This is a genomic window from Burkholderia metallica, assembly GCF_902832845.1.
Taxonomy (GTDB): Bacteria; Pseudomonadota; Gammaproteobacteria; order Burkholderiales; family Burkholderiaceae; genus Burkholderia; species Burkholderia metallica.
The window spans coordinates 71,487-92,136 of sequence record NZ_CADFDB010000009.1 but is presented as its reverse complement, the minus strand read 5'-3'; the positions used below and the strand labels follow the sequence as shown (position 1 = coordinate 92,136).

Sequence of the window (20,650 nt, the reverse complement as noted above, 5' to 3'; positions counted from 1 at the left end):
GGGGGAACGTCGTGAATACGGAAATCGATGCCGCCCGCCCCGCGCTCGCCGCCACCGGCCTGCGAGGCCGCCTGCGGGCGCTGCTCGGCGTGGGGCCGGCCGGCGGCCGCGTCGGCGCGGTGAGCCGGATCGCGATCGACGGCTTGCCCGATGCGTGGACGCAACTGGAAGCCGGCGGCCTGTATGCGATCTACGCGGCCGGCGGCACGCCGGCCTGCGATGCGCTCGTGTGGGAGAGCGCGCGTCAGGCGCGCACGCGCGACGTGACGGTCGTGCTCGCACGCGACGCGGCGCACGTCGCCGAACAGATGGAGGCGCTCGGCTTCGCGGGCGGCGCGCAGCCGGCCGGATGGCCGCGCAACCTGAACGTGCTCGCGATGCCGCCCGCGGCCGAACCGGCCGACGACGACAACGCCGCCGCCGGCTTGTCCGCCGACGCACCGCGCCGCGCGGCGCCGGGCCCGTTCGCACGGCTGACCGGCGGCCTGCGCGCGATGAAGCGCTACGGTTTTCGCGCGCGCGCGCTGTATTTCGTCGAAGGCGCGCAGCGCTGGTTCAGCTGGGACGACCCGATTGCGCTCGCCGACGAGGCGCTCGCACTCGCCGACTGGTGCCGCACGCACCGGATCGCGCTCGTGCTGCTGCTCGATCCCGAAACGGCCCGGGCGGGCGACGCAGCGCGCACCGACGATGCGCCGTTCGTGCGCGACGCGAATCGCACGCCGCGCAGCGGTTTCCACGGTATCTGCTCGGGTGTCGCGCAGTTGCAGCGCACGCACGGCGAACTGCTGTGGGTCGTCGATTTCTGGCGCGCCGGCGACACGCTCGCGGCCGGCGAAGTACGGCCGCTGCGCTTCGCGCCGGGCGGCCGGCTGACGGCGAGCGTCGACGGCGGCGCGGCCGGGCCCGCGCGCCGGACGAAACTCGCGAGCGACGAGGATCGCGTGGTCGTCAGCCGCGCGGTGCTCGACGGCGCGAACCGCGTGCCGGACGGCTGGGAAATCGTCGACGACAACGCGGCCGTGGTCGCCGCGTGCGCGCATGCGCAGGCCGCGACCGCGGTGCTCGTGTTCCGCTCGCATGCGCAGCTCGAAGCGCTGTGCGCGGACGTGCACGCGCTGCGGCGGCGGTGCGGCGGCGCGCTGAAGATCGCGGTCGTCGAGCGCGGCGAAGTGCTGCGCCAGCAGTTCGAGATGCTCGTGCTGAGCGTCGGCGCGAGCCGCGTCGTCGCACGCGACCTGCCGGTGTCGCGGATGCAGGCCGCCGTGCACGCGCTGCGCGGCCAGCTCTATGCGCGGCCCGTCGCGGCCGACTATCGCGCGGCGCTCGCGGCCGCGCTCGGCGATTCGGTGCTCGGCTACCTGCCGGTCGGCGCGTTTTGCCTGCGCATTCGCGCGGTGCTCGATCGCGGCGCCGTGCTCGCGTTGCCGCATACGCTCGCGAAGATCGCGCTGCTGCCGGGCGTCGCGCACGTCGACGCGCTGCGGCATTGCCGGCCGCGCCGCGCGGGCGACATCGTGACGGCCGACGCCGCGCACCTGTACGTGTTCCTGTTCGCGTGCGAGCCGGCGGATGCCGAGGACGCGCTCGCACGCATCTTCGACGTGCCGGTCGATACGCTGTCCGATCGTGTCGTGTGCCTCGGGCGCGGCAGCATCGACACCGAGCTCGATGCGCTGAAGGCCGAGAACCGGCGTGCGCCGATCGCCGACTACAGCGATCTGTTCGCGGCCACGCAGCCGGCGGGCGCGACGCGCGCCGGTCCCGGCGACGCGTTGCCTGAAGCGGGCGAAGTGAGCGATGCGATCGACGCGATCGATACGGTCGTCGCGCTCGAGGCGATGAAGGCGCCCGGCGCGACGCCGCCGGCCGCGGCCGGCGACGCATCGTCGCCGGAATCCGTCGTTACCGCCGCACACAAGCGCGGCGCCATCCGCAGCGCGATGCCGCTGCGCAAGCAGGGGGTCGCATGATTGCCGCAATCGTCATCGGCTTCATCGTCGGCATCGTGATCGCGGTGCCGGTGTGGATCGTCGCGCAGCACCTCGGCATCGGCCGCGGCTTTCAGGCGCCGCGCGGGATCGACCGGCGCGATGCGGTGCCGTGCGAACTCGTGCCGGTCGCGCTGCGCGGGCGGCTGCTCCCCGATGCGGGGCGCGGCGAGCCGCGTGACGGAGCGCCCCGATGAAGACGATCGCCATTACGTCGACGACGGGCGGCGCGGGCCGCACGACGCTCACGGCCGCGCTCGCGGTGCTGCTCGCGCGCCGCGGCCGGCCGGTCGTCGCCGTCGAATTCGATGCGCAGAACCTGATGGGCGCGACGCTCGGCCTCGACACGCTCGCCGAGCACGGCCTCGCGCAGAGCGTGCTCGGCGGCGCCGAGCCGTGGCATGCGCATACGTGGCGCAATGCCGACGGCGTGCTGTTCGTGCCGTACGGGCAGGTCGACGCGACGGGCGCGGCCGCATGCGATGCGCGGCTCGCGGCCGATCCCGCGTGGCTCGCGCGCTCGCTCGACGAGATCGCGCTGCCGGCCGACGGCGTCGTGCTGATCGACACCGCCCGCTATCCGTCGACGCAGGCCGAGCAGGCGGTTCGCCGCGCGGACCTGACGCTCGTCGTCGTGCCGCCGGAGCCCGCCGCGTGCGCGACGACGGCCGCGCGGCTCGGAGCGCTGCGCAGCGGCGGCGGCGAACTGCAGATCGTCGTGAACCGGATGAATCCGGCGCGCGACATGCAGCGCGACGCGCTCGGCATGCTGCGCGCGGTCGCGGGGCCCGCGTCGATGCTCGAACAACGCATCCACGTCGATGCGGCCGTGCCCGAAGCGCTCGCGCGCGGCAGCTGGATCTTCGACGATGCGCCGTATTCGCAGGCGTCGCACGACCTGAACGGCGTCGCGAACTGGGTCGATGCATGGCTGGCGGCGGGTGCCGCCGGCCGGCGCGGAGCGGCGCGATGAGCGCGGGCTTCGCGCCGCGCCTGCGTGCAGCCGGCCGCCGCGCGGCCGACTGGTTCGCACGCGGCATGGGTTTGCCGGCGCAACGCTCGCGCGTCGACTGGCTCGTGCGGCTGTTCTTCCACGCACCGCCGCCGGGCCGGCCCGACTACGTGCGCCGCTGGGTGCGCGTCGCGTTCCTGCGGCTGGCGCACGAGTGGGGCGTGCTGCAGCCGCTCAGCGCGCGCGAATGGCTGTGGCGGACGATCGTGCGGGCGCCGCGCGCGGCCGACGGCCGGCCCGCGCGCGATCCGCTCGCGTGGTTCGACCGGTACGTCGTGCCCGTCTACGTGGCCGGGCGCGCGGTCGGCCGGCGCATCGGCGCACTGCTCGAGCGCCTGCCGTGGGTGCGCTGGGGCGGCTGGCTCGATGCGCGCGCGAACGGCATCGGCCGGCGCCGCTGGCTCGCGCCGCTGCTGCTCGTGGCCGGCGCGCTGCTGTGGGCCGCGGCCGGGATGTCGCCGCTGATGCCCGGCGCGCAGTTCGCGTTCTTCGCGATCGTCGCGGTGCTGGCGCTCGCGCTGCGCCGCCTGCCGGGCCATCTGCCGACGCTCGCGCTCGCCTCGCTCGCGCTGCTCGCGACGGTGCGCTACGTGTGGTGGCGCACCACGCAGACGCTCGATTTCCGCGGCCCGGTCGAGGCCGTCGCCGGCTACCTGCTGTACGGCGCGGAAGCCTATACGTGGATGATCCTGCTGCTCGGCTTCGTGCAGACCGCGTGGCCGCTCGACCGGCCGATCGTGCCGCTGCCCGACGATCCCGACACGTGGCCGACCGTCGACGTGTACATCCCGACCTACAACGAGCCGCTGTCGGTCGTGAAGCCGACGGTGTTCGCCGCGCAGAGCATCGACTGGCCGAGCGCGAAGCTGCGCGTGTACCTGCTCGACGACGGCAAGCGGCCCGAATTCGAGGCGTTCGCGCGCGAGGCCGGCATCGACTACGTGACGCGCGACGACAACCGCCATGCGAAGGCCGGCAACATCAACCGCGCGCTGCCGAAGACGCACGGCGAGTACATCGCGATCTTCGACTGCGATCACGTGCCGACGCGCTCGTTCCTGCAGACGACGATGGGCGTGTTCCTGCGCGATCCGAAGTGCGCGCTGGTGCAGACGCCGCACCATTTCTTCTCGCCCGATCCGTTCGAGCGCAACCTCGGCACGTTCCGCGAGATTCCGAACGAGGGCAACCTGTTCTACGGGCTCGTGCAGTCGGGCAACGACCTGTGGAACGCGACGTTCTTCTGCGGCTCGTGCGCGGTGCTCAAGCGCAGTGCGCTGGAAGAGGTGGGCGGCGTCGCGGTCGAGACCGTGACCGAGGATGCGCACACCGCGCTGAAGCTGCACCGGCGCGGCTATACGTCGGCCTACCTGCCGACCGTGCAGGCCGCCGGCCTCGCGACCGAAAGCCTCGCCGGCCACGTGAAGCAGCGCACGCGCTGGGCGCGCGGGATGGCGCAGATCTTCCGCATCGACAACCCGTTCCTCGGGCGCGGGCTCGGCCTGATCCAGCGGATCTGCTACGGCAACGCGATGCTGCACTTCTTCTACGGGATTCCGCGGCTCGTGTTCCTGACGATCCCGCTCGCGTACCTGTTCTTCCACCTGTATTTCATCAGCGCGTCCGCGATGGCGCTCGCGAGCTACGTGATCCCGTATCTGGTGCTCGCCAACGTCGCGAACTCGCGGATGCAGGGGCGCTACCGCCATTCGTTCTGGGCCGAGGTCTACGAATCGGTGCTCGCGTGGTACATCGCGCTGCCGACCACCGTCGCGTTCTTCAGCCCGAAGCACGGCAAGTTCAACGTGACGGACAAGGGCGGCAAGATCGACGAAGGCTACGTCGACTGGTCGACGTCGAAGCCGTATCTCGTGCTGTTCGGGCTGAACGTGCTCGCGATCGTCGCCGGCGTCTGGCGGCTCGTGGCCGACCAGGGCGACGAGGCGTCGACGATCCTGATCACGCTCGGCTGGACCGTGTACAACCTCGCGATGCTCGGCGCGGCGTTGGCGGTGGCGCGCGAGACCAAGCAGGTGCGTGTTACGCACCGGATCGCGATGCGCGTGCCGGCCACGCTGCTGCTCGCCGACGGAACGACCGCCGCCTGCTTCACGAGCGACTACTCGACCGGCGGCCTCGGCCTCGAAGCGGTGCCGGGGCTGCCGGTCGCCGTCGGCGACACGCTCACCGTGTGCGTGACGCGCGGCGACCGGCCGTTCCCGTTTCCGGTGCGCGTGAGCCGCGTGACGCCGACCCACGTCGGCGTGAGCTTCGACGCACTGACGCTCGAACAGGAGCGCCAGCTCGTGCAATGCACGTTCGGCCGCGCGGATGCGTGGCTCGACTGGCACGAAGGCGAGCGTCCCGACACGCCGCTGCGCGGGCTGAAGGAAGTGTTGCGTATCGGCCTGGACGGGTACGTACGGATGTGGAAGGGTGCGGCGCGCGGCCTGCAGGCCATGCTGGCGCCGAAACTCGATCGGGCGCGCGACTGACGCGGCGCTCATCACGGAGTGGTTAGATGACGTTCTGGAATCTGTATTTCATCCTGAAGTTCGCGCTGTTCGCGACCGGGCACCTGCAGCCGTTCTGGCTCGCGAACCTTGCGTTCGCGGTGGCGCTCGCGGCGAGCGCGCCGATCCGCCGGCGCGCGTGGCGCATCGTCCGGCAACTCGTCGCGATCGCGATCGCAGTGCCGCTGCTCGCCCGCGAGCTGCATGCGCCGCCGCTCGCGCGGCTCGCCGAGGCCGCGCGCGAAGTGAGCACGTTCCGCGTCGATTACTGGATGGAACTGCTGCCGCGCCTGTTGCCGCCGGTGCTGCTGCTGACGATGGCCGGTGCGCTGATCGTCTACTTCATCGTCAACCGCTGGCTGCGCGTCGCGACGTTCGTGCTGGCCGCGCTGGTCGTGATGCCGCTGTGGCAGGCCGGCAGCGGACTGATGGCGCGCGTCGTCGCACCGCTGCCGCAGCAGGCGAACGTGGCGGGCACGACGCTCGCCGGCCAGCCCGAGGACCACAACGCCGCGCTCGCGACGTTCCGCACGCAGGAATCGCAGCGGCAGGTCGCGTTCGGCCATCTCGGCAACGATCCGGCCACGCAGTTCGACGTGATCGTGCTGCATATCTGCTCGCTGTCGTGGGACGACCTCGATGCCGCGAAGGTGCGCAACCATCCGATGCTGAGCCACTTCGACTACCTGTTCACCAACTTCAGCACGGCCGCGAGCTACAGCGGCCCGGCGGCGATCCGCGTGCTGCGCGCGAGCTGCGGGCAGGAAGCGCACGCCGACCTGTACAAGCCGGCGCCGCAGCAGTGCTACCTGTTCTCGCAACTGGCGAGCGCGGGCTACAAGGTGCAGTCGCTGCTGAACCACGACGGCCATTTCGACAACTTCCTGCAGGTGGTCCACGACAACATCGGGGTGCCCGACGCGCCGCCGGTGTCGAACGCGGCCGCGCCCGTCGCGATGCATGCGTTCGACGGCTCCGAGATCAAGAGCGACTACGCGACGCTCGCGAACTGGTATGCGCAGCGCGCGTCGGTGCCCGGGCCGGTCGCGCTGTACTACAACACGATCAGCCTGCACGACGGCAATCGCGTCGTCGGCAGCACGCTGACGAGCATCGATTCGTATCCGCAGCGCGCGACCAGGCTGATGGACGATTTCGATCGCCTGGCCGACCTGATCGCCCAGTCGGGCCGCCGCGCGGTGATCGTGTTCGTGCCCGAGCACGGCGCCGCGCTGCGCGGCGACAAGTACCAGGTCGCGGGCCTGCGCGAGATCCCGACGCCGCGCATCGTGCACGGGCCGGTGGGCGTGCGGCTCGTCGGCTTTGCCGGCAACCACGGCGCGACCACCGTGATCGATCAGCCGACCAGCTTCCTCGCGCTCGCGCAACTGCTGTCGAACCTCGTGTCGAACAGCCCGTTCAAGCCGGGCGCGACGCTCGCGCAATACGCGGCCGACCTGCCGCGTACGCGGATGGTCGGCGAAAACGAAGGCACCGTGACGATGCAGACGGGCACGGGCTACGCGGTCAAGACTCCGGATGGCGTATGGATCGACGAACAGTGATACCTCCCGGCGACGCCGACGACGATCGGCTGTCGCAACCGAACGACGTGCTCGGTCTCGCGCGGCACCTGCCCGCGCTCGATCCCGAGCGTTACGTCGACGAGCAGGCGCGCCGCGCGTTCATCGAATCGCTCGAGCGCTGGCCGACGCTCGCGAAGCTGATGGGGCTGAAGGGCTGAAACGGGGCCGGGCGCGACGTCGTCGCAGCAGCAGCGACAACAAGGCGCGCAGCGGTGGTGCACACAGTCGGGCGTCGTCGGCGGCCGGGTGCCGTGCCGAGGCCGCGCCGCCGACCGGCCGATGCGACTGCCGGCAGCGCACGTGAGCACGGCCGGCCCCTTCCTTCGCGCTACTGCGCGTGGCGCACCGGTTGGCGCGTCCATTCGTTTTCTTCGCCGGGCACCTTGCCGAAGGTCTGGTCGGCCCATGCCGCGCGTGCCGCATCGATCTTCTCGCGCGCGCTCGACACGAAATTCCATTCGATGAACCGCTCGCCCGGCAGGTGTGCGCCGCCGAGCAGCATCACGCGCGCGCCGTTCGCGCTCGCGAGCTCGACGGTCGCGCCCGGTTCGAGCACGGCCATCGTCGCGGGGGCGAGCGGCGTGCCGTCGATCGCGAGATCGCCGTCGACGAGGTACACGCCGCGTTCGTCGTGCTCCGCATCGAGCGCGAGCGTGCCGCCTTCGGCGAACGCCGCATACGCATAGAGCGTCGGCGAGAACACCGCGACCGGCGACGCGAGCCCGAACGCGGTGCCCGCGATCACACGCACGTTCACGCCGTCGCGCGTGAACGACGGCAGCGTGTCGGCCGCATGGTGGACGAACGCGGGCGCGGTGTCCTCGTGCTCGACCGGCAGCGCGACCCAGGTCTGGATGCCATGCACCGGCTGCTCGCGCGGCCGATCCTCGTCGGGCGAGCGCTCCGAATGCACGATGCCGCGGCCGGCCGTCATCCAGTTCACGTCGCCCGGCACGATCTTCTGCCGGAAGCCGAGGCTGTCGTGATGCATCAGCGAGCCGTCGAACAGGTAGGTCACGGTCGCGAGGCCGATGTGCGGATGCGGCAGCACGTCGATGCCGCTGCCGGCCGGCAGCACGGCCGGCCCCATCTCGTCGAAGAAGATGAACGGGCCGACGAGGCGCGCGGCGCGCGCGGGCAGCACGCGGCGCACGACGAGGTTGCCGATGTCGCTTTCGCGCGGCGTGAGCAGGGTCTTGATCGAGTCGGACATGGCGGGATTCCCGTGGTCGATGCGGAGCGCGTCAGGCGATCGCGGTGTCGATGGCGATCGGATGCGTGAGGATCTTGTGCACGGGGCACGCGTTCGCGATCTGCAGCAGGCGCTCGCGCTGTTCGCCGGACAGGTCGCCTTCGAGCGTGATGCGCCGCACGATCGTGCTGCCCTCGGTGCCCGGCTCGTGCGCGAGCTTCACGTGCACTTCGGCGAGCGGCCAGCCCTTGCGTTGCGCGTACATTTTCAGCGTGATCGCGGTGCACGCGCCGAGGCTCGACAGCAGCAGCGCGACCGGGGTGGGCGCCGCATCGCCGCCGCCGAGCGACGCCGGTTCGTCGGCGCGCCACTGGTGGACGCCGTCGCTGAAGTGGACAAGGTAATCGACGGAGCCGATGCTCGCTTCGACGGACAGTTCGCTCATTGCAGTTCCATGAAGAGAAGAGGGGGAGGCCTGCGGCCGGGCTGCGCGTTACGGTTCGAGCAGCCGCTGCAGCCGCAGTTCCTCGAAATCGAGTTCGGACTCGATCCGGTGCAGCACGGCATCGTCGACCTTGCCGTCGCGATGCAGGTCGAGCAGCACGCGGCGCGACACGCCGACGAGCTCGAGTTCGACGCGCAGCATGCGCGCGCGCACGTTGGCCGTCTCGGCGCCGTGGCGATGCGCGCGCTCGTTGAAGCTGACGCGGTTCCGGTATTCGGCGAGCAGCCGGTCGAGCGACGGCCGCTCGAGCGTCGAGCCGCGCTGTTCGAGCGCAGCGAGTTCGGCGAGCGCCGCGCCGAACGCATGCGCGCGCACCGCGTGCTCGGACATCGTGTGGCGCGTGGCCGGGTGCAGCTTCAGCACGCGGATCAGCGGCGCGAGCGTGCCGCCCTGCACGACGAGCGTCGCGATGATCAGCAGGAACGTGCTGAACAGGATCAGGTCGCGGCCGGGGAAGTTGGCCGGCAGCGCGATCGCGGCCGCGAGGCTCACGACGCCGCGCATGCCCGACCAGCCGAGCACGACGGCCTCGCGCCACGACCACGGCGCGTGGCCCGCGCGCGGCGCGCGCAGGCGGCCCGGCAGCCACATTGCGGCGAACACCCACACGATGCGCGCGACGATCGCGGCCGCGGTGGCGGGCAGCGCGACGCGCAGCCCGGCCAGCAGCACCGCGCCCTCGTGGTTCACGCGCGCGAGGATCGCGTGCAGCGCGAGCCCGATCAGGATGAACACGAGCGCGTCGAGCACGAACACGATCGCTTCCCACGTCGCCTTCGCCTTGATCCGCATGTCGGCATCGAACACGCGATGCTGGCGCACGCCGAGCACGAGCCCGCAGGTGACGACCGACAGCACGCCCGAGCCGTCGACCGCTTCCGCGATCCCGTAGCTGCCCCATGCCATCGCGAACGTCACGACGATGCCGAGCATCGGGTCGCGCAGGCGCGGCAGCACCCAGCTCATCGCATGGCCGCACGCGAGGCCGACCGCGATGCCGATCAGCGTGAGCGAGAAGAACAGGCCGGTGGCGCTCGCGGGCGTGATCGACACGGCGAGCGCGGCCGATACGGCCATCTGGTACAGCAGCAGGCCCGACGCATCGTTGACGAGGCTTTCGCCTTCGAGCACCGCGACGAGCCGCGCGGGCAGCGGGTGGCGCTGCAGGATCGCCTTCGCGGCGACGGCGTCGGGCGGCGACACGATCGCGCCGAGCGTGAAGCAGGCAGCCCAGGGCAGCGCCGGGTTCACCGCATGCACGGCGAGCGCGACCGCGACGGTCGTAAATACCACCGCGCCGAGCGCGAGCGACGCGATCGACGCCAGCGCCTGCCGGAATTCCTTCCAGGCGGTGTAGAACCCGCTCGACATCAGCAGCGGCGGCAGCACGGCCGCGAGCAGCAGCGCCGGGTCCATGTCGGGCACGCGCCTGCCGGCGACCGCGACCACGCAGCCGCCGAGCAGCAGCACGACGGCCGGCGGAATCGACAGGCGTTCGGCGAGCCACGTGAGCGCGCCCGCGCCGCAGATCAACAGCAGGAGGTAATGAAACAGCTCGACGTTGGTCATGCGCGGCCGGCGGCGAACGGTTGCATCACGACGGCTTGCGGTCGTTCGCGCCGCCGCCCGGGAGCGCACCGAACATGTGCTGGCTGCATTGCGCGTCGCGCCACGCGGTGTTCAGGCGATGACCCGCGAGCATCCGGCGTGCGACGGGCAGGATCTGTTCGCCGGCCAGCATGCCGAGCAGGCCAGTGAGCGCGATGATCGGCGGGGCCGGCGAATTCACGCCGAGCGCGCCGTAGATCACGCCGGCGAGGATGCCGGCGAACAACGACAGGAGATACGGTTTCATGGCGGGCGTCCGGTGAGGGCAGACGAGCGGCGCGGGGCGCGCCGTCAGGATTGCGAAAGCGTATCGGGTTTGCGTGAAGAAAAAAAGCACGAATCGCTCCGAACGGGCATCGATGCACGAATCGGATCGATTCCATTTCTTGGGTGTTCGCGCCGCGTGTTTGCGGATTAAATATTTCGAGCCGGATGACGATCCGGCGCCGACCTCCCCAGGCTCCTCCCGTTTTCACGGTCGAGGCAGGCCCCCCTTTTTCCGTTCACAGGACACCTTGCGCCATGAGCAATCCGAAACTTGAAGTACTGACGCCGCAGAACAGCCAGCTGATCTTCATCGACCAGCAGCCGCAGATGGCGTTCGGCGTGCAGTCGATCGATCGCCAGACGCTCAAGAACAACGTCGTGGGGCTCGCGAAGGCCGCGAAGGCGTTCAACATCCCGACCACGATCACGACGGTCGAGACCGAGGCGTTCTCCGGCCATACCTTCCCCGAGCTGCTCGACGTGTTCCCGAACCAGCAGACGCTCGAACGCACGTCGATGAATTCGTGGGACGACCAGAAGGTGCGCGACGCGCTCGCCGCGAACGGCCGCAAGAAGGTGGTCGTGTCGGGTCTCTGGACCGAAGTCTGCAATACCACGTTCGCACTGTGCGCGATGCTCGAAGGCGGCTACGAGATCTACATGGTGGCCGACGCATCGGGCGGCACGTCGCAGGCCGCGCACGACTTCGCGATGCAGCGGATGGTGCAGGCCGGTGTCGTGCCCGTCACGTGGCAGCAGGTTCTGCTCGAATGGCAGCGCGACTGGGCGCGCCGCGACAGCTACGACGCGGTGATGGCGATCGCGAAGGAGCACTCGGGCGCCTACGGGATGGGGGTCGACTACGCGTACACGATGGTCCACAAGGCGGCGCCGCGCACCGCGACGCCGCACGCGTCGCTCGCGGCCGTCCCGGCGAAGTAACGGGCCGCCGGCCGCGATCGTCGCGACGGACGCGACGATCGCCTGCCAGGGCCCGTCGTGCGTTCAGGCGCCGGGCAGCGCCCACGGCGCGTGCGAGAAATGTTCCACGAGGAAGTCGAGCAGCACCGTCACGCGCGCGGCGCGCAGCATGCCGGGCGGCGTGACGAGGTTCACGTTGATGTCGGCGATCTTCCAGTCGGACATCACTTCCTCGAGCTCGCCGCGCTGCATCGCGTCCCACACCAGGAACTCGGGCTGCAGCGCGAGGCCGTGACCGCCGACGAGCGCGGGGAGGATCACGTCCGCGTTGTTGGTACGGATGCGGCCCTGCACGGACACGCCGGCCTCGTCGCCCGATGCCGGGTGGCGGAAGCGCCAGTATTCGGGCGTCGGCAGGTTTGTGTAGGTGAGGCACACGTGCTGTTCGATGTCGCGCGGATGCGTGGGGCGGCCGCGCCGGTCGAGGTAGGCCGGCGATGCGACGAGCGGCCGGCGCACCGCGCAGAGCCGGCGCGAGCGCAGCGACGAATCGCTCAGCTCGGCGATGCGGATCGCGACGTCGAAGCCGCCGGACACGATGTCGACGATGTGATCGGTGAGCACGAGGTCGATGTCGACGCGCGGATAGCGTTCGAGAAACGTGGGCAGCACCGGCGCCAGATGGCGCAGCCCGAACGACATCGGCGCATTCACGCGCACGAGGCCGTGCGGTTCGAGCGCCTGCGCGGACGCTTCGCTCTCGATCAGCTCCGCGTCGGCGAGCAGGCGCATCGCGCGGTCGCGCAGCAGTTCGCCGGTCGGCGTGAGCGACAGCTTGCGCGACGTGCGGTACAGCAGCATCGCGCCGAGGCGCTTTTCGAGTCGCGCGATGGCTTTCGACACGGTCGGTTGCGAGATGCCGAGCAGATCGGCGGCTTTCGCGAACGAGCCCGTCTCCGCGACGCGCGCAAAGATGGCCCAGGCTTCGAGATCAGGAAGGTGTTGCATGGTCGGGGCGGATGGCAGGGAAGCGGGGAACGGATGCGGCGCACCGCGAGGCGCGGGCGTGCGATGCAGGTGATTCTAATCCGGCCGGGAGAAAAATCGTTATGGAATCTTATCTACTTTCGTTGGGTGCCGGCGTGCTGATCGGCATCGTGTACAGCGTGATCAAGGTGCGTTCACCCGCACCGCCGCTGATTGCTCTTGTGGGTCTGGCCGGCATGCTGGTCGGCGCCCAGGCCATCGCGCCGGTCCGTCACTGGCTCGGCTTCTGACCGCATCGAGGACACTTCATGAGCGCAACCGCTACTCAACCCGATCTCATCCTGCACAACGGGCGCATCACGACGCTCGATCGTGCGAACCCCGTCGCCACCGCGGTGGCGATCAAGGACGGCCGCTTCGTCGCGGTCGGCGCCGACGCGGACGTCGTGCCGCTCGCGGGCCGCGCGACGAAGGTCGTCGATCTCGCCGGGCGCCCCGTGCTGCCGGGCCTGATCGACAACCACACGCACGTGATTCGCGGCGGCCTGAACTACAACCTGGAGCTGCGCTGGGACGGCGTGCGTTCGCTCGCGGTCGCGATGGAGATGCTGAGGCGCCAGGTCGCGATCACGCCCGCGCCGCAATGGGTGCGCGTGGTCGGCGGCTTCACCGAGCACCAGTTCGCGGAGAAACGCCTGCCGACGATCGACGAACTCAATGCGGCCGCGCCCGATACGCCGGTGTTCATCCTGCACCTGTACGACCGCGCGCTGCTGAACGCGGCCGCGCTGCGGGTGGTCGGCTACACGAAGGACACGCCCGAGCCGCCGGGCGGCACGATCCTGCGCGATGCCGCGGGCAACCCGACCGGCCTGCTGCTCGCGAACCCGAACGCGACGATCCTCTACGCGACGCTCGCGAAAGGCCCGAAGCTGCCGTTCGACTACCAGTACAACTCGACGCGCCACTTCATGCGCGAACTCAACCGGCTCGGCGTGACGGGCGTGATCGATGCGGGCGGCGGTTCGCAGAACTATCCCGACGATTACGAGGTAATCCGCAAGCTGCACGACGCTGGCGAGATGACGGTGCGGATCGCGTACAACCTGTTCACGCAGAAGCCGAATGCGGAGAAGGAAGACTTCGTGAACTGGACGAAGAGCGTCCGGTATCACGACGGCACCGACTATTTCCGCCACAACGGCGCGGGCGAGATGCTGGTGTTTTCGGCGGCCGACTTCGAGGATTTCCGCGTCGCGCGCCCGGATCTTCCCGCGCAGATGGAGGACGACCTCGAAGGCGTCGTGCGCGTGCTCGCGCAGAACCGCTGGCCGTGGCGCATGCATGCGACCTACGACGAGACGATCAGCCGCGCGCTCGACGTGTTCGAGAAGGTGAACCGCGACATTCCGCTGGACGGGCTGAACTGGTTCTTCGATCATGCGGAGACGGTGTCGGAACGATCGATGGACCGGATCGCCGCGCTCGGCGGCGGCATCGCGGTGCAGCACCGGATGGCGTACCAGGGCGAATACTTCGTCGAGCGCTACGGCGCGCAGGCGGCCGAGGCCACGCCGCCCGTCGCGAAGATGCTCGACAAGGGGATCAAGGTGTCGGCCGGCACCGACGCGACGCGCGTGGCGTCGTACAACCCGTGGGTGTCGCTCGCGTGGCTGGTGACGGGCAAGACGGTCGGCGGCCTGCGGATGTATCCGCAGCGCAATCTGCTCGATCGCGAAACCGCGCTGCGCATGTGGACCGAGTACGTGACGTGGTTCTCGAACGAGGTGGGCAAGAAAGGGCGCATCGCGGTCGGCCAGCTTGCCGACCTGATGGTCCCGGATCGCGATTTCTTCACGTGCGCGGAGGACGATATCGTCGCCACGTCCGCATTGCTGACGGTGGTCGGCGGCAAGATCGTGTGGGGCGCGGGGCCGTTCGCGTCGCACGATGCGCCGATTCCGCCCGCGATGCCCGACTGGTCGCCCGTGCGCGAGTACGGCGGCTACGGCGGCTGGGGCGCGACGCAGCGCGAGGGCGCGCCGTTGCAGCGGGCGGCGGCCGCCGCCGCATGCGGCTGTTCGAGCGCGTGCAACGTGCACGGCCATGCGCATGCGAGCGCGTGGGGCCGCGCGTTGCCGACGTCGGATGCGAAGGGCTTCTGGGGCGCGTTCGGCTGTTCGTGCTGGGCGGTCTGACATGGCGACACCGACCCACTTCGACGGCATCGGCAATCCCGCATGGGTGCGCGCGCTGCTGGCGCGGCCCTGGGTGCTGCCGCTCGTGCGTATGGCGCTGGTGTCCGCGTACCTGATCGGCGGCGTCGCGAAGGCGCTGGATTTCGCCGGCGCGGTCGCCGAGCAGGCGCATTTCGGGCTGCAGCCGGCCGCGCTGTGGGCGGCGCTGGCGATCGCGGTCGAGCTCGCCGGCTCGCTGTGCGTGGTGTTCAACCGCTTCACGTGGCTCGGCGCCGGCAGCCTCGGCATGCTGACGCTGGTCGCGATGGCGGTGGCCAACGATTTCTGGAACCACACGGGCGCCGCGCGCTTCATGGCGCTCAACAGCTTTTTCGAGCATCTCGGGCTGATCGCCGCACTCGTGCTCGCGACGCTGCTCGCCGATGCGAAGCACCCGGCCGGCGACGGCCGCACCATTCGATGACGATGAAACAACCAGGAAACCCTGTCATGAAAACCATTCGTTCCGTGCTGCTCGCCGCGATGATCGCGGGCGGTCTCGCCGTCGCACCGGCCGCGTTCGCGAAGACGACGGCCACGAAGGCCGTCGCGACGCCGGCCGTCGCGGTCGGCCCGCAGTACGACACGACGCACGTCTGCGTGTCGCCCGACGATTTCGACCGCTTCACCGACAGCTTCGTCGCGACGTTCGGCGGCAAGAAGTCGAAGCAGGGCGTGTTCCAGGTCACGCCCACGCCGAGCCAGACGATGTCGCAGCTCGTGCTCACGCCGGTCGGCACGGTGTCGGTGTTCGGCTTCAAGACCCCGATTCCGTATCCGTTCTGCGCGGAGCGTACCGGCTATCTCGTCACCGATCTCGACGTCGCGATGAAGTCGGCGCGCGCGCACGGCGCGGACGTGGTCGTCGACACGTTTCCCGATCCGATCGGCCGCGACGCGATCATCCGCTGGCCGGGCGGCGTGAACATGCAGCTGTACTGGCACACCGAGGCGCCGCACTACGATGCGCTGGAAACGGTGCCCGAGAACCGCGTGTACGTGTCGCCGGAAAGCGCCGACACGCTCGTGCGCAACTTCGTCGCGTTCTCGCACGGCAAGGTCGTGTCCGACGTGCGCCGCGCGCCGGGCGTCGAGATCGGCCGGCCGAACGATACGTATCGCCGCATCCGCATCGAATCGGGCTTCGGCAAGATGACCGTGCTCGCCACCGACGGCCACCTGCCTTACCCGTTCGGCCGCGAGATGACCGGCTACGAGGTGCCGGATCTCGCCGCGACGCTGAAGAAGGCGCAGGCCGCCGGGGTGACCGTGCTCGTGCCGGCGTTCGCGTCGGACGGCCGCGACGCGGCGCTCGTGCAGTTCCCGGGCGGCTACGTCGCCGAGATCCACGCGGGCGCGGCGCGATGAAGCACGAGGATACGATCCTTGCCGCGGTGGCCGGCTTCGTCGATACGCTGAGCTTCGTCGCGCTGTTCGGGCTGTTCACCGCGCACGTGACGGGCAACTTCGTGCTGATCGGCGCGGGCATCGCGGGCTTCGGCCAGGGTGTCGTGCTGAAGCTCAGCGTGTTTCCGGCATTCGTGTGCGGCGTGATCGCGAGCAGCCTGATCGCGCGGTCGATGTCGGCACGGCCCGCGTGGCAGGGGACGCGCGTGCTGCACACGGTGCAGGGCGTGCTGTTGCTCGGCTTCTGCGCGGCCGGCCTGTGGGCGACGCCCGTCACGCAGCCCGACAGCCTGCCGGCGCTGGTCGCCGGCATCGTCGGCACGTTCGCGATGGGCGTGCAGAACGCGCATCCGCGCGTGATCCCGCGCGCCGGCGTGCCGAACACGGTGATGACCGGCAACGTCACGCAGGCGATCCTCGACGTCGTCGACATGCTGTCCGCCGGCACGGCCGACAGCGTGCGCGCGGCGGCACGCGCGCGTTTCGCGAAGATGCTGCCGGCGATCGTCGCGTTCGCGCTCGGCGCCGCGTGCGGCGCGCTCGGGTTCCGCTACGTCGGCTTCCTCGCGTTGCTCGCACCCGTCGGCGCGCTTGCGGTGCTCGCGCTGGGCGCGGCGCAATCCGTGGATGCGGTGAAGCAGGAGCGTGCATGAGCCGGCAGCGGGAACGAATACATCGCCGCCGCTTCGATCGTGCGGCGCGCCGCGCCGCGCGCGTGTCCGTCGTCGCGGGGCTGTTGCTCGCCGCGCGTGGCGAGGCGTTCGCGGAAACGGCACAGGCGCCGGCATCGGCGCCGGGCGGCGCCGCGTCGACGTGCACGGCCAAACGGCCGACCGTGTTGTTCAACCGCTGGCAGGAAGACTGGTCGGTGCTCGCGAATCCGTGCGTGCCGCGCGCACCGCTCGACGGCCTGAAATACATGCCGCTCGGCAACGATCCGGCGACCTATCTGTCGCTCGGCGTGAACCTGCGCGAGCGTCTCGAGACCAACGACGCGCCGCTGTTCGGCATCGGCTCCGCGCAATCGGACACGTACCTGATCCAGCGCGTCGAAGTGCATGCCGATGCGCATCTCGGCCCGCACTGGCAGTTCTTCGTGCAGTTGCAGGACGATCGCGCGTTCGGCAAGAACACGATCTCGCCGGTGGACAGGAACCCGCTCGATCTCGAGCAGGCGTTCGCGACCTACACGGGCGCGCTCGGCGGCGGCACGTTCAAGTTCCGCGTCGGCCGGCAGGAGATGGCGTTCGACCTGCAGCGCTTCATCGCCGCGCGCGACGGCCCGAACGTGCGGCAGGCGTTCGATGCGGTATGGGCCGACTACGAATACCGCAAGTGGCGTTTCATCGCGTATGCGACGCAGCCGGTGCAGAACCGCAGCGTGTCCACGTTCGACGACGTGTCGAACCGCGACCTCACGTTCAGCGGCGTACGCTTCGAGCGGCAGTCGGCGGGGCCCGGCGACCTGTCGGGCTACTGGTCGCGCTACAACCGCAGCAACGCGCGTTTTCTCGATGCGGGCGGCGCGGAGCGTCGCGACGTGTGGGACCTGCGCTACAGCGGCACGCAAGGCCGCTTCGACTGGGATCTCGAAACGATGCTGCAGACGGGCACCGTCGGAAGCAGCACGATCCGCGCATGGGCGGTCGGCACGATCGCCGGCTACCGGCCCGACGCACCGTGGTCGCCGCGCATCGCGCTGCAGGTCGACGCGGCGTCGGGCGACCGGCATCCGCACGACGGCCGCATCGGCACCTTCAACCCGCTGTTTCCGAACGGCTATTACTTCACGCTGGCCGGCTTCACCGGCTATTCGAACCTGATCCACGTGAAGCCGTCGGTGACGCTGAAGCCGTCGCCAACCCTGTCGCTGCTCGGCGCGCTCGGCTTCCAGTGGCGCGAGACGACCGGCGACGCGGTCTACCAGCAGGGCAACGCGGTGGTACCGGGCACCGCAGGAAAAGGCGGGTTGTGGACGGGGATGTACGTGCAGTTGCGAGCGGACTGGACGATCGCCGCGAACCTGATCGGCGCGATCGAAGCCGTGCATTTCCAGGTCGGCGACGCGATCCGGCAGGCGGGCGGACACAACGCCGACTATGTCGGGGTCGAGCTGAAGTATGGGTGGTAGCCGTTGCTTGCTGGCGGCTGGCGGCACGCTGCGGGGCGTTGAATGAATGCGCGTGTGCAGGTGCTTGCCTATTCGGACGCGATGCTGGTCGTGCGCCGGCTTGGGGCTGGCGGCGCGGGCCAGCGCTGGACGCCGGGGCGCGCGCTTCGCTCGGGCCGCTGCGCGTTGTCCGGCGAGAAGATCGTGTGCGGCGACGCCGTCTTCAGTCCGCGCGGGCGGCCGCCGTTCGAACCGGATGCGATGATCCTCGTCGCGGCGCTCGGCCGTCCGAGCGCGTCGCCGGTGCGCCCGCACGTCCAGGTGCTCGAGCGCTCGGCGCAGCTGCTGATCGTGCGCTGGGTCGAGCCGGGCCGTGCGCACTTCGGCGAGCAGTACTGGAAACCGGGGCGCGCGCGGCAGGCCGGCGTCTGCGTGCTGTCGGGCGCGCGGATCGCGTGCGGCGACGACGTGTTCCGTCCGAGCGGGCGGCCGACGCCGCCGAATGCGCGCGCGATGATTCTGGCCGTCGCGCTGGATGGCGCGGAGCCGAATCACGGCGGGTGACACGCAGCGCTTCGACCGGCGTTTGCATTCACGCGATGACAATGACGAAGGGCGGCCGGAGCCGCCCTTCGTCGCGTTGCGGCCGGCATCGCGCCGGCCGCTGCATCGCGGTGCCGCCGTGCCGTTACAGGTTCGGCGACAGTTGCAGCGCGTTCGTCAGGTCGCCCATCGGCTGGCCGCCGTTGGCCTTCAGCGCGTCGTCGCGCTGCTGCAGGCCCGCGAGGCGCGGCAGCGAGAAGCGGCGCGTGATGAAGCGCAGGATCGACGCGGTGTCGTACTGCGTGTGATCGACGAAACCCTTCTTCGCGAACGGCGACACGATGAGCGCCGGAATCCGCGTGCCCGGGCCCCAGCGATCGCCCTTCGGCGGCGACACGTGATCCCAGAAGCCGCCGTTTTCGTCGTAGGTGACGACCACGACCATGTTCTTCCACTGCGGGCTCGCCTGCAGATGGGCGAGCACGTTCGCGATGTGCTGGTCGCCGCTTGCGACGTCCGTGTAGCCCGGGTGCTCGTTCAGGTTGCCCTGCGGCTTGTAGAACGCGACCTGCGGCAGCGTGCCCGCGTCGATCGCCTTGATGAACTCGCTGCCGTCGGTGCCGCCGTCGAGCAGATGCTGCGCACGGTTCGCGCTGCCCGGCGCCTGGTTCGCGTAGTAGTTGAACGGCTGGTGGTGCGGCTGGAAGTTCGGCGCCGTCATGTTCGGGCCGTAGATCACGTTCGCGGTGCCGCTCTGCGCCGCTTGCAGCGCCTGGTTCCACGCGCCGCCGTACCATGCCCACGACACGCCCGCGTTGCTCAGCAGGTCACCGATGTTCTGTTGCGACTGCGGCGGCAGCGTCGTCGCGGCCGACGGATCGGCGAGGTTCGGGTCGCCGCCCGCTGCGGCCTTGTTGCCGCTCGGCTGGTATGGCGGCTGCATCGTGTTGATCGCGTAGAAGTCCGGCGTCAGGTTGCCCGAGTTCACGAACTTCGGAATGCCGTCGAGCGCGGAAGCCGGCGAGTTGCTCGCGAGCTGCAGCGACTTGCCGTCGGCCGCGACGGCCGAGATCGAGCCGGCGGCCGGGCTCTTGTCCGCGTTCGCGTAGAACGGCGCGCACGCGCAGATCAGGTACTGGTGGTTCAGGAACGAACCGCCGAACGCGCCCATGAAGAAGTTGTCGGCGAGTGTGAACTGCTGCGCGATCTTCCACAGCGGCAGCTTCGTCGCGTCCGGCGTGTAGTGGCCCATCACGAGGCCGCCCGAGTCGGCCCATGCGGCGAACATGTCGTTCTTGCCGCCGTTGATCTGCATCTGGTTCTCGTAGAAGCGGTGATACAGGTCGCGCGTCGTCACGCTCATCGGCGTGTTGAACCCGTTCGGGTCGTCGATCGCGAACGGTGCGTTCGGCAGGTTCGCCGTCATCGCTTCGGTCACGGCCGGCGTCACGCCCTTCGCGGTCAGGCCGCCCCAGGCCTTCGGCAGCGTCGCGAGCGGCTGGCCGTTGCGGTCCTTCTGCTGCGCGCTGGCCGCGGTCACGTTCTGCAGGCCGTTCGCGCCCGGGAAGTTGCCGTACAGGTTGTCGAAGCTGCGGTTTTCCGCGTAGATCACGACGACGTTCTTCACCGTCGACAGGCCCTGCTGCTGCACGTCGTCGCCGCCGCAGGCGGTGAGGGCGGCGGCCGCCGCAACGGCGATCGGTGTAAAGCGAATCCAGGCGTGGTTTTTCATCCGTTGTACTCTCTATCTCTCTTGTCGCGTGGGGAACCG

The 20,650-nt window shown here is 70.1% G+C and carries 20 protein-coding genes and 1 pseudogene; 15 read left to right on the top strand and 6 right to left on the bottom strand.

The features are described from left to right. Positions 1–11: 11 nt before the first annotated feature. The 6 genes from bcsE to HWX08_RS23825 are packed head-to-tail and all read left to right on the top strand — an operon-like array spanning position 12 to position 7,260. The gene (gene bcsE, locus HWX08_RS23850) at positions 12–1,973 is read left to right on the top strand and encodes a cellulose biosynthesis protein BcsE (protein ID WP_174922018.1); all 1,962 of its coding nucleotides are present in this window, start codon (positions 12–14) and stop codon (positions 1,971–1,973) included. Further along, positions 1,970–2,188, top strand: coding sequence for a hypothetical protein (locus HWX08_RS23845; RefSeq protein ID WP_069256385.1), 219 nt, complete (start codon positions 1,970–1,972; stop codon positions 2,186–2,188). The genes bcsE and HWX08_RS23845 overlap by 4 nt, the downstream gene beginning before the upstream one ends. Next, positions 2,185–2,964, top strand: coding sequence for a cellulose biosynthesis protein BcsQ (gene bcsQ, locus HWX08_RS23840; protein ID WP_174922017.1), 780 nt, complete (start codon positions 2,185–2,187; stop codon positions 2,962–2,964). The genes HWX08_RS23845 and bcsQ overlap by 4 nt, the downstream gene beginning before the upstream one ends. Then, positions 2,961–5,498, top strand: coding sequence for a UDP-forming cellulose synthase catalytic subunit (gene bcsA / locus HWX08_RS23835; protein WP_069257980.1), 2,538 nt, complete (start codon positions 2,961–2,963; stop codon positions 5,496–5,498). The genes bcsQ and bcsA overlap by 4 nt, the downstream gene beginning before the upstream one ends. A 26-nt stretch (positions 5,499–5,524) precedes the next feature. After that, entirely contained in the window at positions 5,525–7,081 is a 1,557-nt protein-coding gene (gene bcsG, locus HWX08_RS23830) for a cellulose biosynthesis protein BcsG (RefSeq protein ID WP_174922016.1), read from the top strand. After that, positions 7,063–7,260, top strand: coding sequence for a hypothetical protein (locus HWX08_RS23825; RefSeq protein WP_174922015.1), 198 nt, complete (start codon positions 7,063–7,065; stop codon positions 7,258–7,260). Before bcsG ends, HWX08_RS23825 begins: the two co-directional genes overlap by 19 nt. 170 nt (positions 7,261–7,430) lie before the next feature. Here the strand turns inward: HWX08_RS23825 and HWX08_RS23820 are convergent, their stop codons facing one another. From HWX08_RS23820 to HWX08_RS23805, 4 genes are read right to left on the bottom strand one after another with little or no spacing between them, the layout of a single operon-like run. Beyond that, positions 7,431–8,315, bottom strand: a complete 885-nt coding sequence (locus tag HWX08_RS23820) for a pirin family protein (RefSeq protein ID WP_174922014.1) — start codon at positions 8,313–8,315, stop codon at positions 7,431–7,433. A 31-nt stretch (positions 8,316–8,346) separates the two neighbouring features. Continuing rightward, positions 8,347–8,739 (bottom strand): OsmC family protein, encoded by a 393-nt coding sequence (locus HWX08_RS23815; protein WP_069256390.1) that lies wholly within the window; start codon positions 8,737–8,739, stop codon positions 8,347–8,349. A gap of 48 nt (positions 8,740–8,787) precedes the next feature. Then, positions 8,788–10,368, bottom strand: a complete 1,581-nt coding sequence (locus tag HWX08_RS23810) for a cation:proton antiporter (RefSeq protein WP_174922013.1) — start codon at positions 10,366–10,368, stop codon at positions 8,788–8,790. A gap of 25 nt (positions 10,369–10,393) precedes the next feature. Continuing rightward, positions 10,394–10,654 carry a XapX domain-containing protein gene (locus HWX08_RS23805; RefSeq protein ID WP_069256392.1) on the bottom strand — a complete coding sequence of 87 codons (261 nt, stop codon included), beginning with the start codon at positions 10,652–10,654 and terminating at the stop codon, positions 10,394–10,396. A gap of 275 nt (positions 10,655–10,929) precedes the next feature. On the opposite strand from HWX08_RS23805, the gene HWX08_RS23800 reads away from it, so the two are divergent. Continuing rightward, the gene (locus HWX08_RS23800; protein WP_069256393.1) at positions 10,930–11,616 is read left to right on the top strand and encodes a hydrolase; all 687 of its coding nucleotides are present in this window, start codon (positions 10,930–10,932) and stop codon (positions 11,614–11,616) included. 63 nt (positions 11,617–11,679) lie between these two features. On the opposite strand, the gene HWX08_RS23795 is transcribed toward HWX08_RS23800, so the two are convergent. Next, entirely contained in the window at positions 11,680–12,603 is a 924-nt protein-coding gene (locus tag HWX08_RS23795) for a LysR family transcriptional regulator (protein WP_174922012.1), read from the bottom strand. 101 nt (positions 12,604–12,704) lie between these two features. On the opposite strand from HWX08_RS23795, the gene HWX08_RS23790 reads away from it, so the two are divergent. The 8 genes and pseudogenes from HWX08_RS23790 (at position 12,705) to HWX08_RS34440 (ending at position 18,900) form a co-directional block, all read left to right on the top strand. Then, the gene (locus tag HWX08_RS23790; protein WP_069256395.1) at positions 12,705–12,872 is read left to right on the top strand and encodes a DUF1427 family protein; all 168 of its coding nucleotides are present in this window, start codon (positions 12,705–12,707) and stop codon (positions 12,870–12,872) included. Between the two features lie 18 nt (positions 12,873–12,890). Beyond that, positions 12,891–14,780 carry an amidohydrolase gene (locus tag HWX08_RS23785; protein ID WP_174922011.1) on the top strand — a complete coding sequence of 630 codons (1,890 nt, stop codon included), beginning with the start codon at positions 12,891–12,893 and terminating at the stop codon, positions 14,778–14,780. A gap of 1 nt (position 14,781) precedes the next feature. Then, positions 14,782–15,243, top strand: coding sequence for a DoxX family protein (locus HWX08_RS23780; protein WP_174922010.1), 462 nt, complete (start codon positions 14,782–14,784; stop codon positions 15,241–15,243). Positions 15,244–15,269: 26 nt separating this feature from the next. Beyond that, entirely contained in the window at positions 15,270–16,187 is a 918-nt protein-coding gene (locus tag HWX08_RS23775; protein ID WP_174922009.1) for a glyoxalase, read from the top strand. Continuing rightward, on the top strand, positions 16,184–16,879 hold the full coding sequence (locus HWX08_RS23770) for a YoaK family protein (protein WP_174922008.1): 696 nt from the start codon (positions 16,184–16,186) through the stop codon (positions 16,877–16,879). The genes HWX08_RS23775 and HWX08_RS23770 overlap by 4 nt, the downstream gene beginning before the upstream one ends. Next, positions 16,876–18,357: an alginate export family protein gene (locus HWX08_RS23765; RefSeq protein WP_174922007.1), complete on the top strand. Its 1,482-nt coding sequence runs from the start codon at positions 16,876–16,878 to the stop codon at positions 18,355–18,357. The genes HWX08_RS23770 and HWX08_RS23765 overlap by 4 nt, the downstream gene beginning before the upstream one ends. Positions 18,358–18,399: 42 nt before the next feature. Further along, a pseudogene (locus HWX08_RS34445) lies at positions 18,400–18,600 on the top strand (DUF3331 domain-containing protein); the annotation flags it as partial. Then, positions 18,598–18,900: a DUF3331 domain-containing protein gene (locus HWX08_RS34440; RefSeq protein ID WP_244122769.1), complete on the top strand. Its 303-nt coding sequence runs from the start codon at positions 18,598–18,600 to the stop codon at positions 18,898–18,900. The pseudogene HWX08_RS34445 and the gene HWX08_RS34440, both read left to right, overlap by 3 nt. A 124-nt stretch (positions 18,901–19,024) precedes the next feature. Here the strand turns inward: HWX08_RS34440 and HWX08_RS23755 are convergent, their stop codons facing one another. Continuing rightward, a complete protein-coding gene (locus tag HWX08_RS23755; protein ID WP_174922005.1) occupies positions 19,025–20,611 on the bottom strand; it encodes an acid phosphatase in 1,587 nt (528 codons plus the stop codon). Positions 20,612–20,650: the final 39 nt, after the last annotated feature.

Bases quoted from the DNA above. Each gene is read 5' to 3' on its own strand.
- HWX08_RS23755 (WP_174922005.1), bottom strand. From the start codon at position 20,611: ATGAAAAACCACGCCTGGATTCGCTTTACACCGATCGCCGTTGCGGCG.
- HWX08_RS23775 (WP_174922009.1), top strand. From the start codon at position 15,270: ATGAAAACCATTCGTTCCGTGCTGCTCGCCGCGATGATCGCGGGCGGT.
- HWX08_RS23815 (WP_069256390.1), bottom strand. From the start codon at position 8,739: ATGAGCGAACTGTCCGTCGAAGCGAGCATCGGCTCCGTCGATTACCTT.
- HWX08_RS23780 (WP_174922010.1), top strand. From the start codon at position 14,782: ATGGCGACACCGACCCACTTCGACGGCATCGGCAATCCCGCATGGGTG.
- HWX08_RS23805 (WP_069256392.1), bottom strand. From the start codon at position 10,654: ATGAAACCGTATCTCCTGTCGTTGTTCGCCGGCATCCTCGCCGGCGTG.
- bcsQ (WP_174922017.1), top strand. From the start codon at position 2,185: ATGAAGACGATCGCCATTACGTCGACGACGGGCGGCGCGGGCCGCACG.
- HWX08_RS23795 (WP_174922012.1), bottom strand. From the start codon at position 12,603: ATGCAACACCTTCCTGATCTCGAAGCCTGGGCCATCTTTGCGCGCGTC.
- HWX08_RS23770 (WP_174922008.1), top strand. From the start codon at position 16,184: ATGAAGCACGAGGATACGATCCTTGCCGCGGTGGCCGGCTTCGTCGAT.
- HWX08_RS23810 (WP_174922013.1), bottom strand. From the start codon at position 10,368: ATGACCAACGTCGAGCTGTTTCATTACCTCCTGCTGTTGATCTGCGGC.
- HWX08_RS23785 (WP_174922011.1), top strand. From the start codon at position 12,891: ATGAGCGCAACCGCTACTCAACCCGATCTCATCCTGCACAACGGGCGC.
- bcsG (WP_174922016.1), top strand. From the start codon at position 5,525: ATGACGTTCTGGAATCTGTATTTCATCCTGAAGTTCGCGCTGTTCGCG.
- HWX08_RS23800 (WP_069256393.1), top strand. From the start codon at position 10,930: ATGAGCAATCCGAAACTTGAAGTACTGACGCCGCAGAACAGCCAGCTG.
- HWX08_RS23825 (WP_174922015.1), top strand. From the start codon at position 7,063: ATGGATCGACGAACAGTGATACCTCCCGGCGACGCCGACGACGATCGG.
- HWX08_RS23790 (WP_069256395.1), top strand. From the start codon at position 12,705: ATGGAATCTTATCTACTTTCGTTGGGTGCCGGCGTGCTGATCGGCATC.
- bcsA (WP_069257980.1), top strand. From the start codon at position 2,961: ATGAGCGCGGGCTTCGCGCCGCGCCTGCGTGCAGCCGGCCGCCGCGCG.
- HWX08_RS34440 (WP_244122769.1), top strand. From the start codon at position 18,598: ATGATCCTCGTCGCGGCGCTCGGCCGTCCGAGCGCGTCGCCGGTGCGC.
- HWX08_RS23765 (WP_174922007.1), top strand. From the start codon at position 16,876: ATGAGCCGGCAGCGGGAACGAATACATCGCCGCCGCTTCGATCGTGCG.
- HWX08_RS23820 (WP_174922014.1), bottom strand. From the start codon at position 8,315: ATGTCCGACTCGATCAAGACCCTGCTCACGCCGCGCGAAAGCGACATC.
- HWX08_RS23845 (WP_069256385.1), top strand. From the start codon at position 1,970: ATGATTGCCGCAATCGTCATCGGCTTCATCGTCGGCATCGTGATCGCG.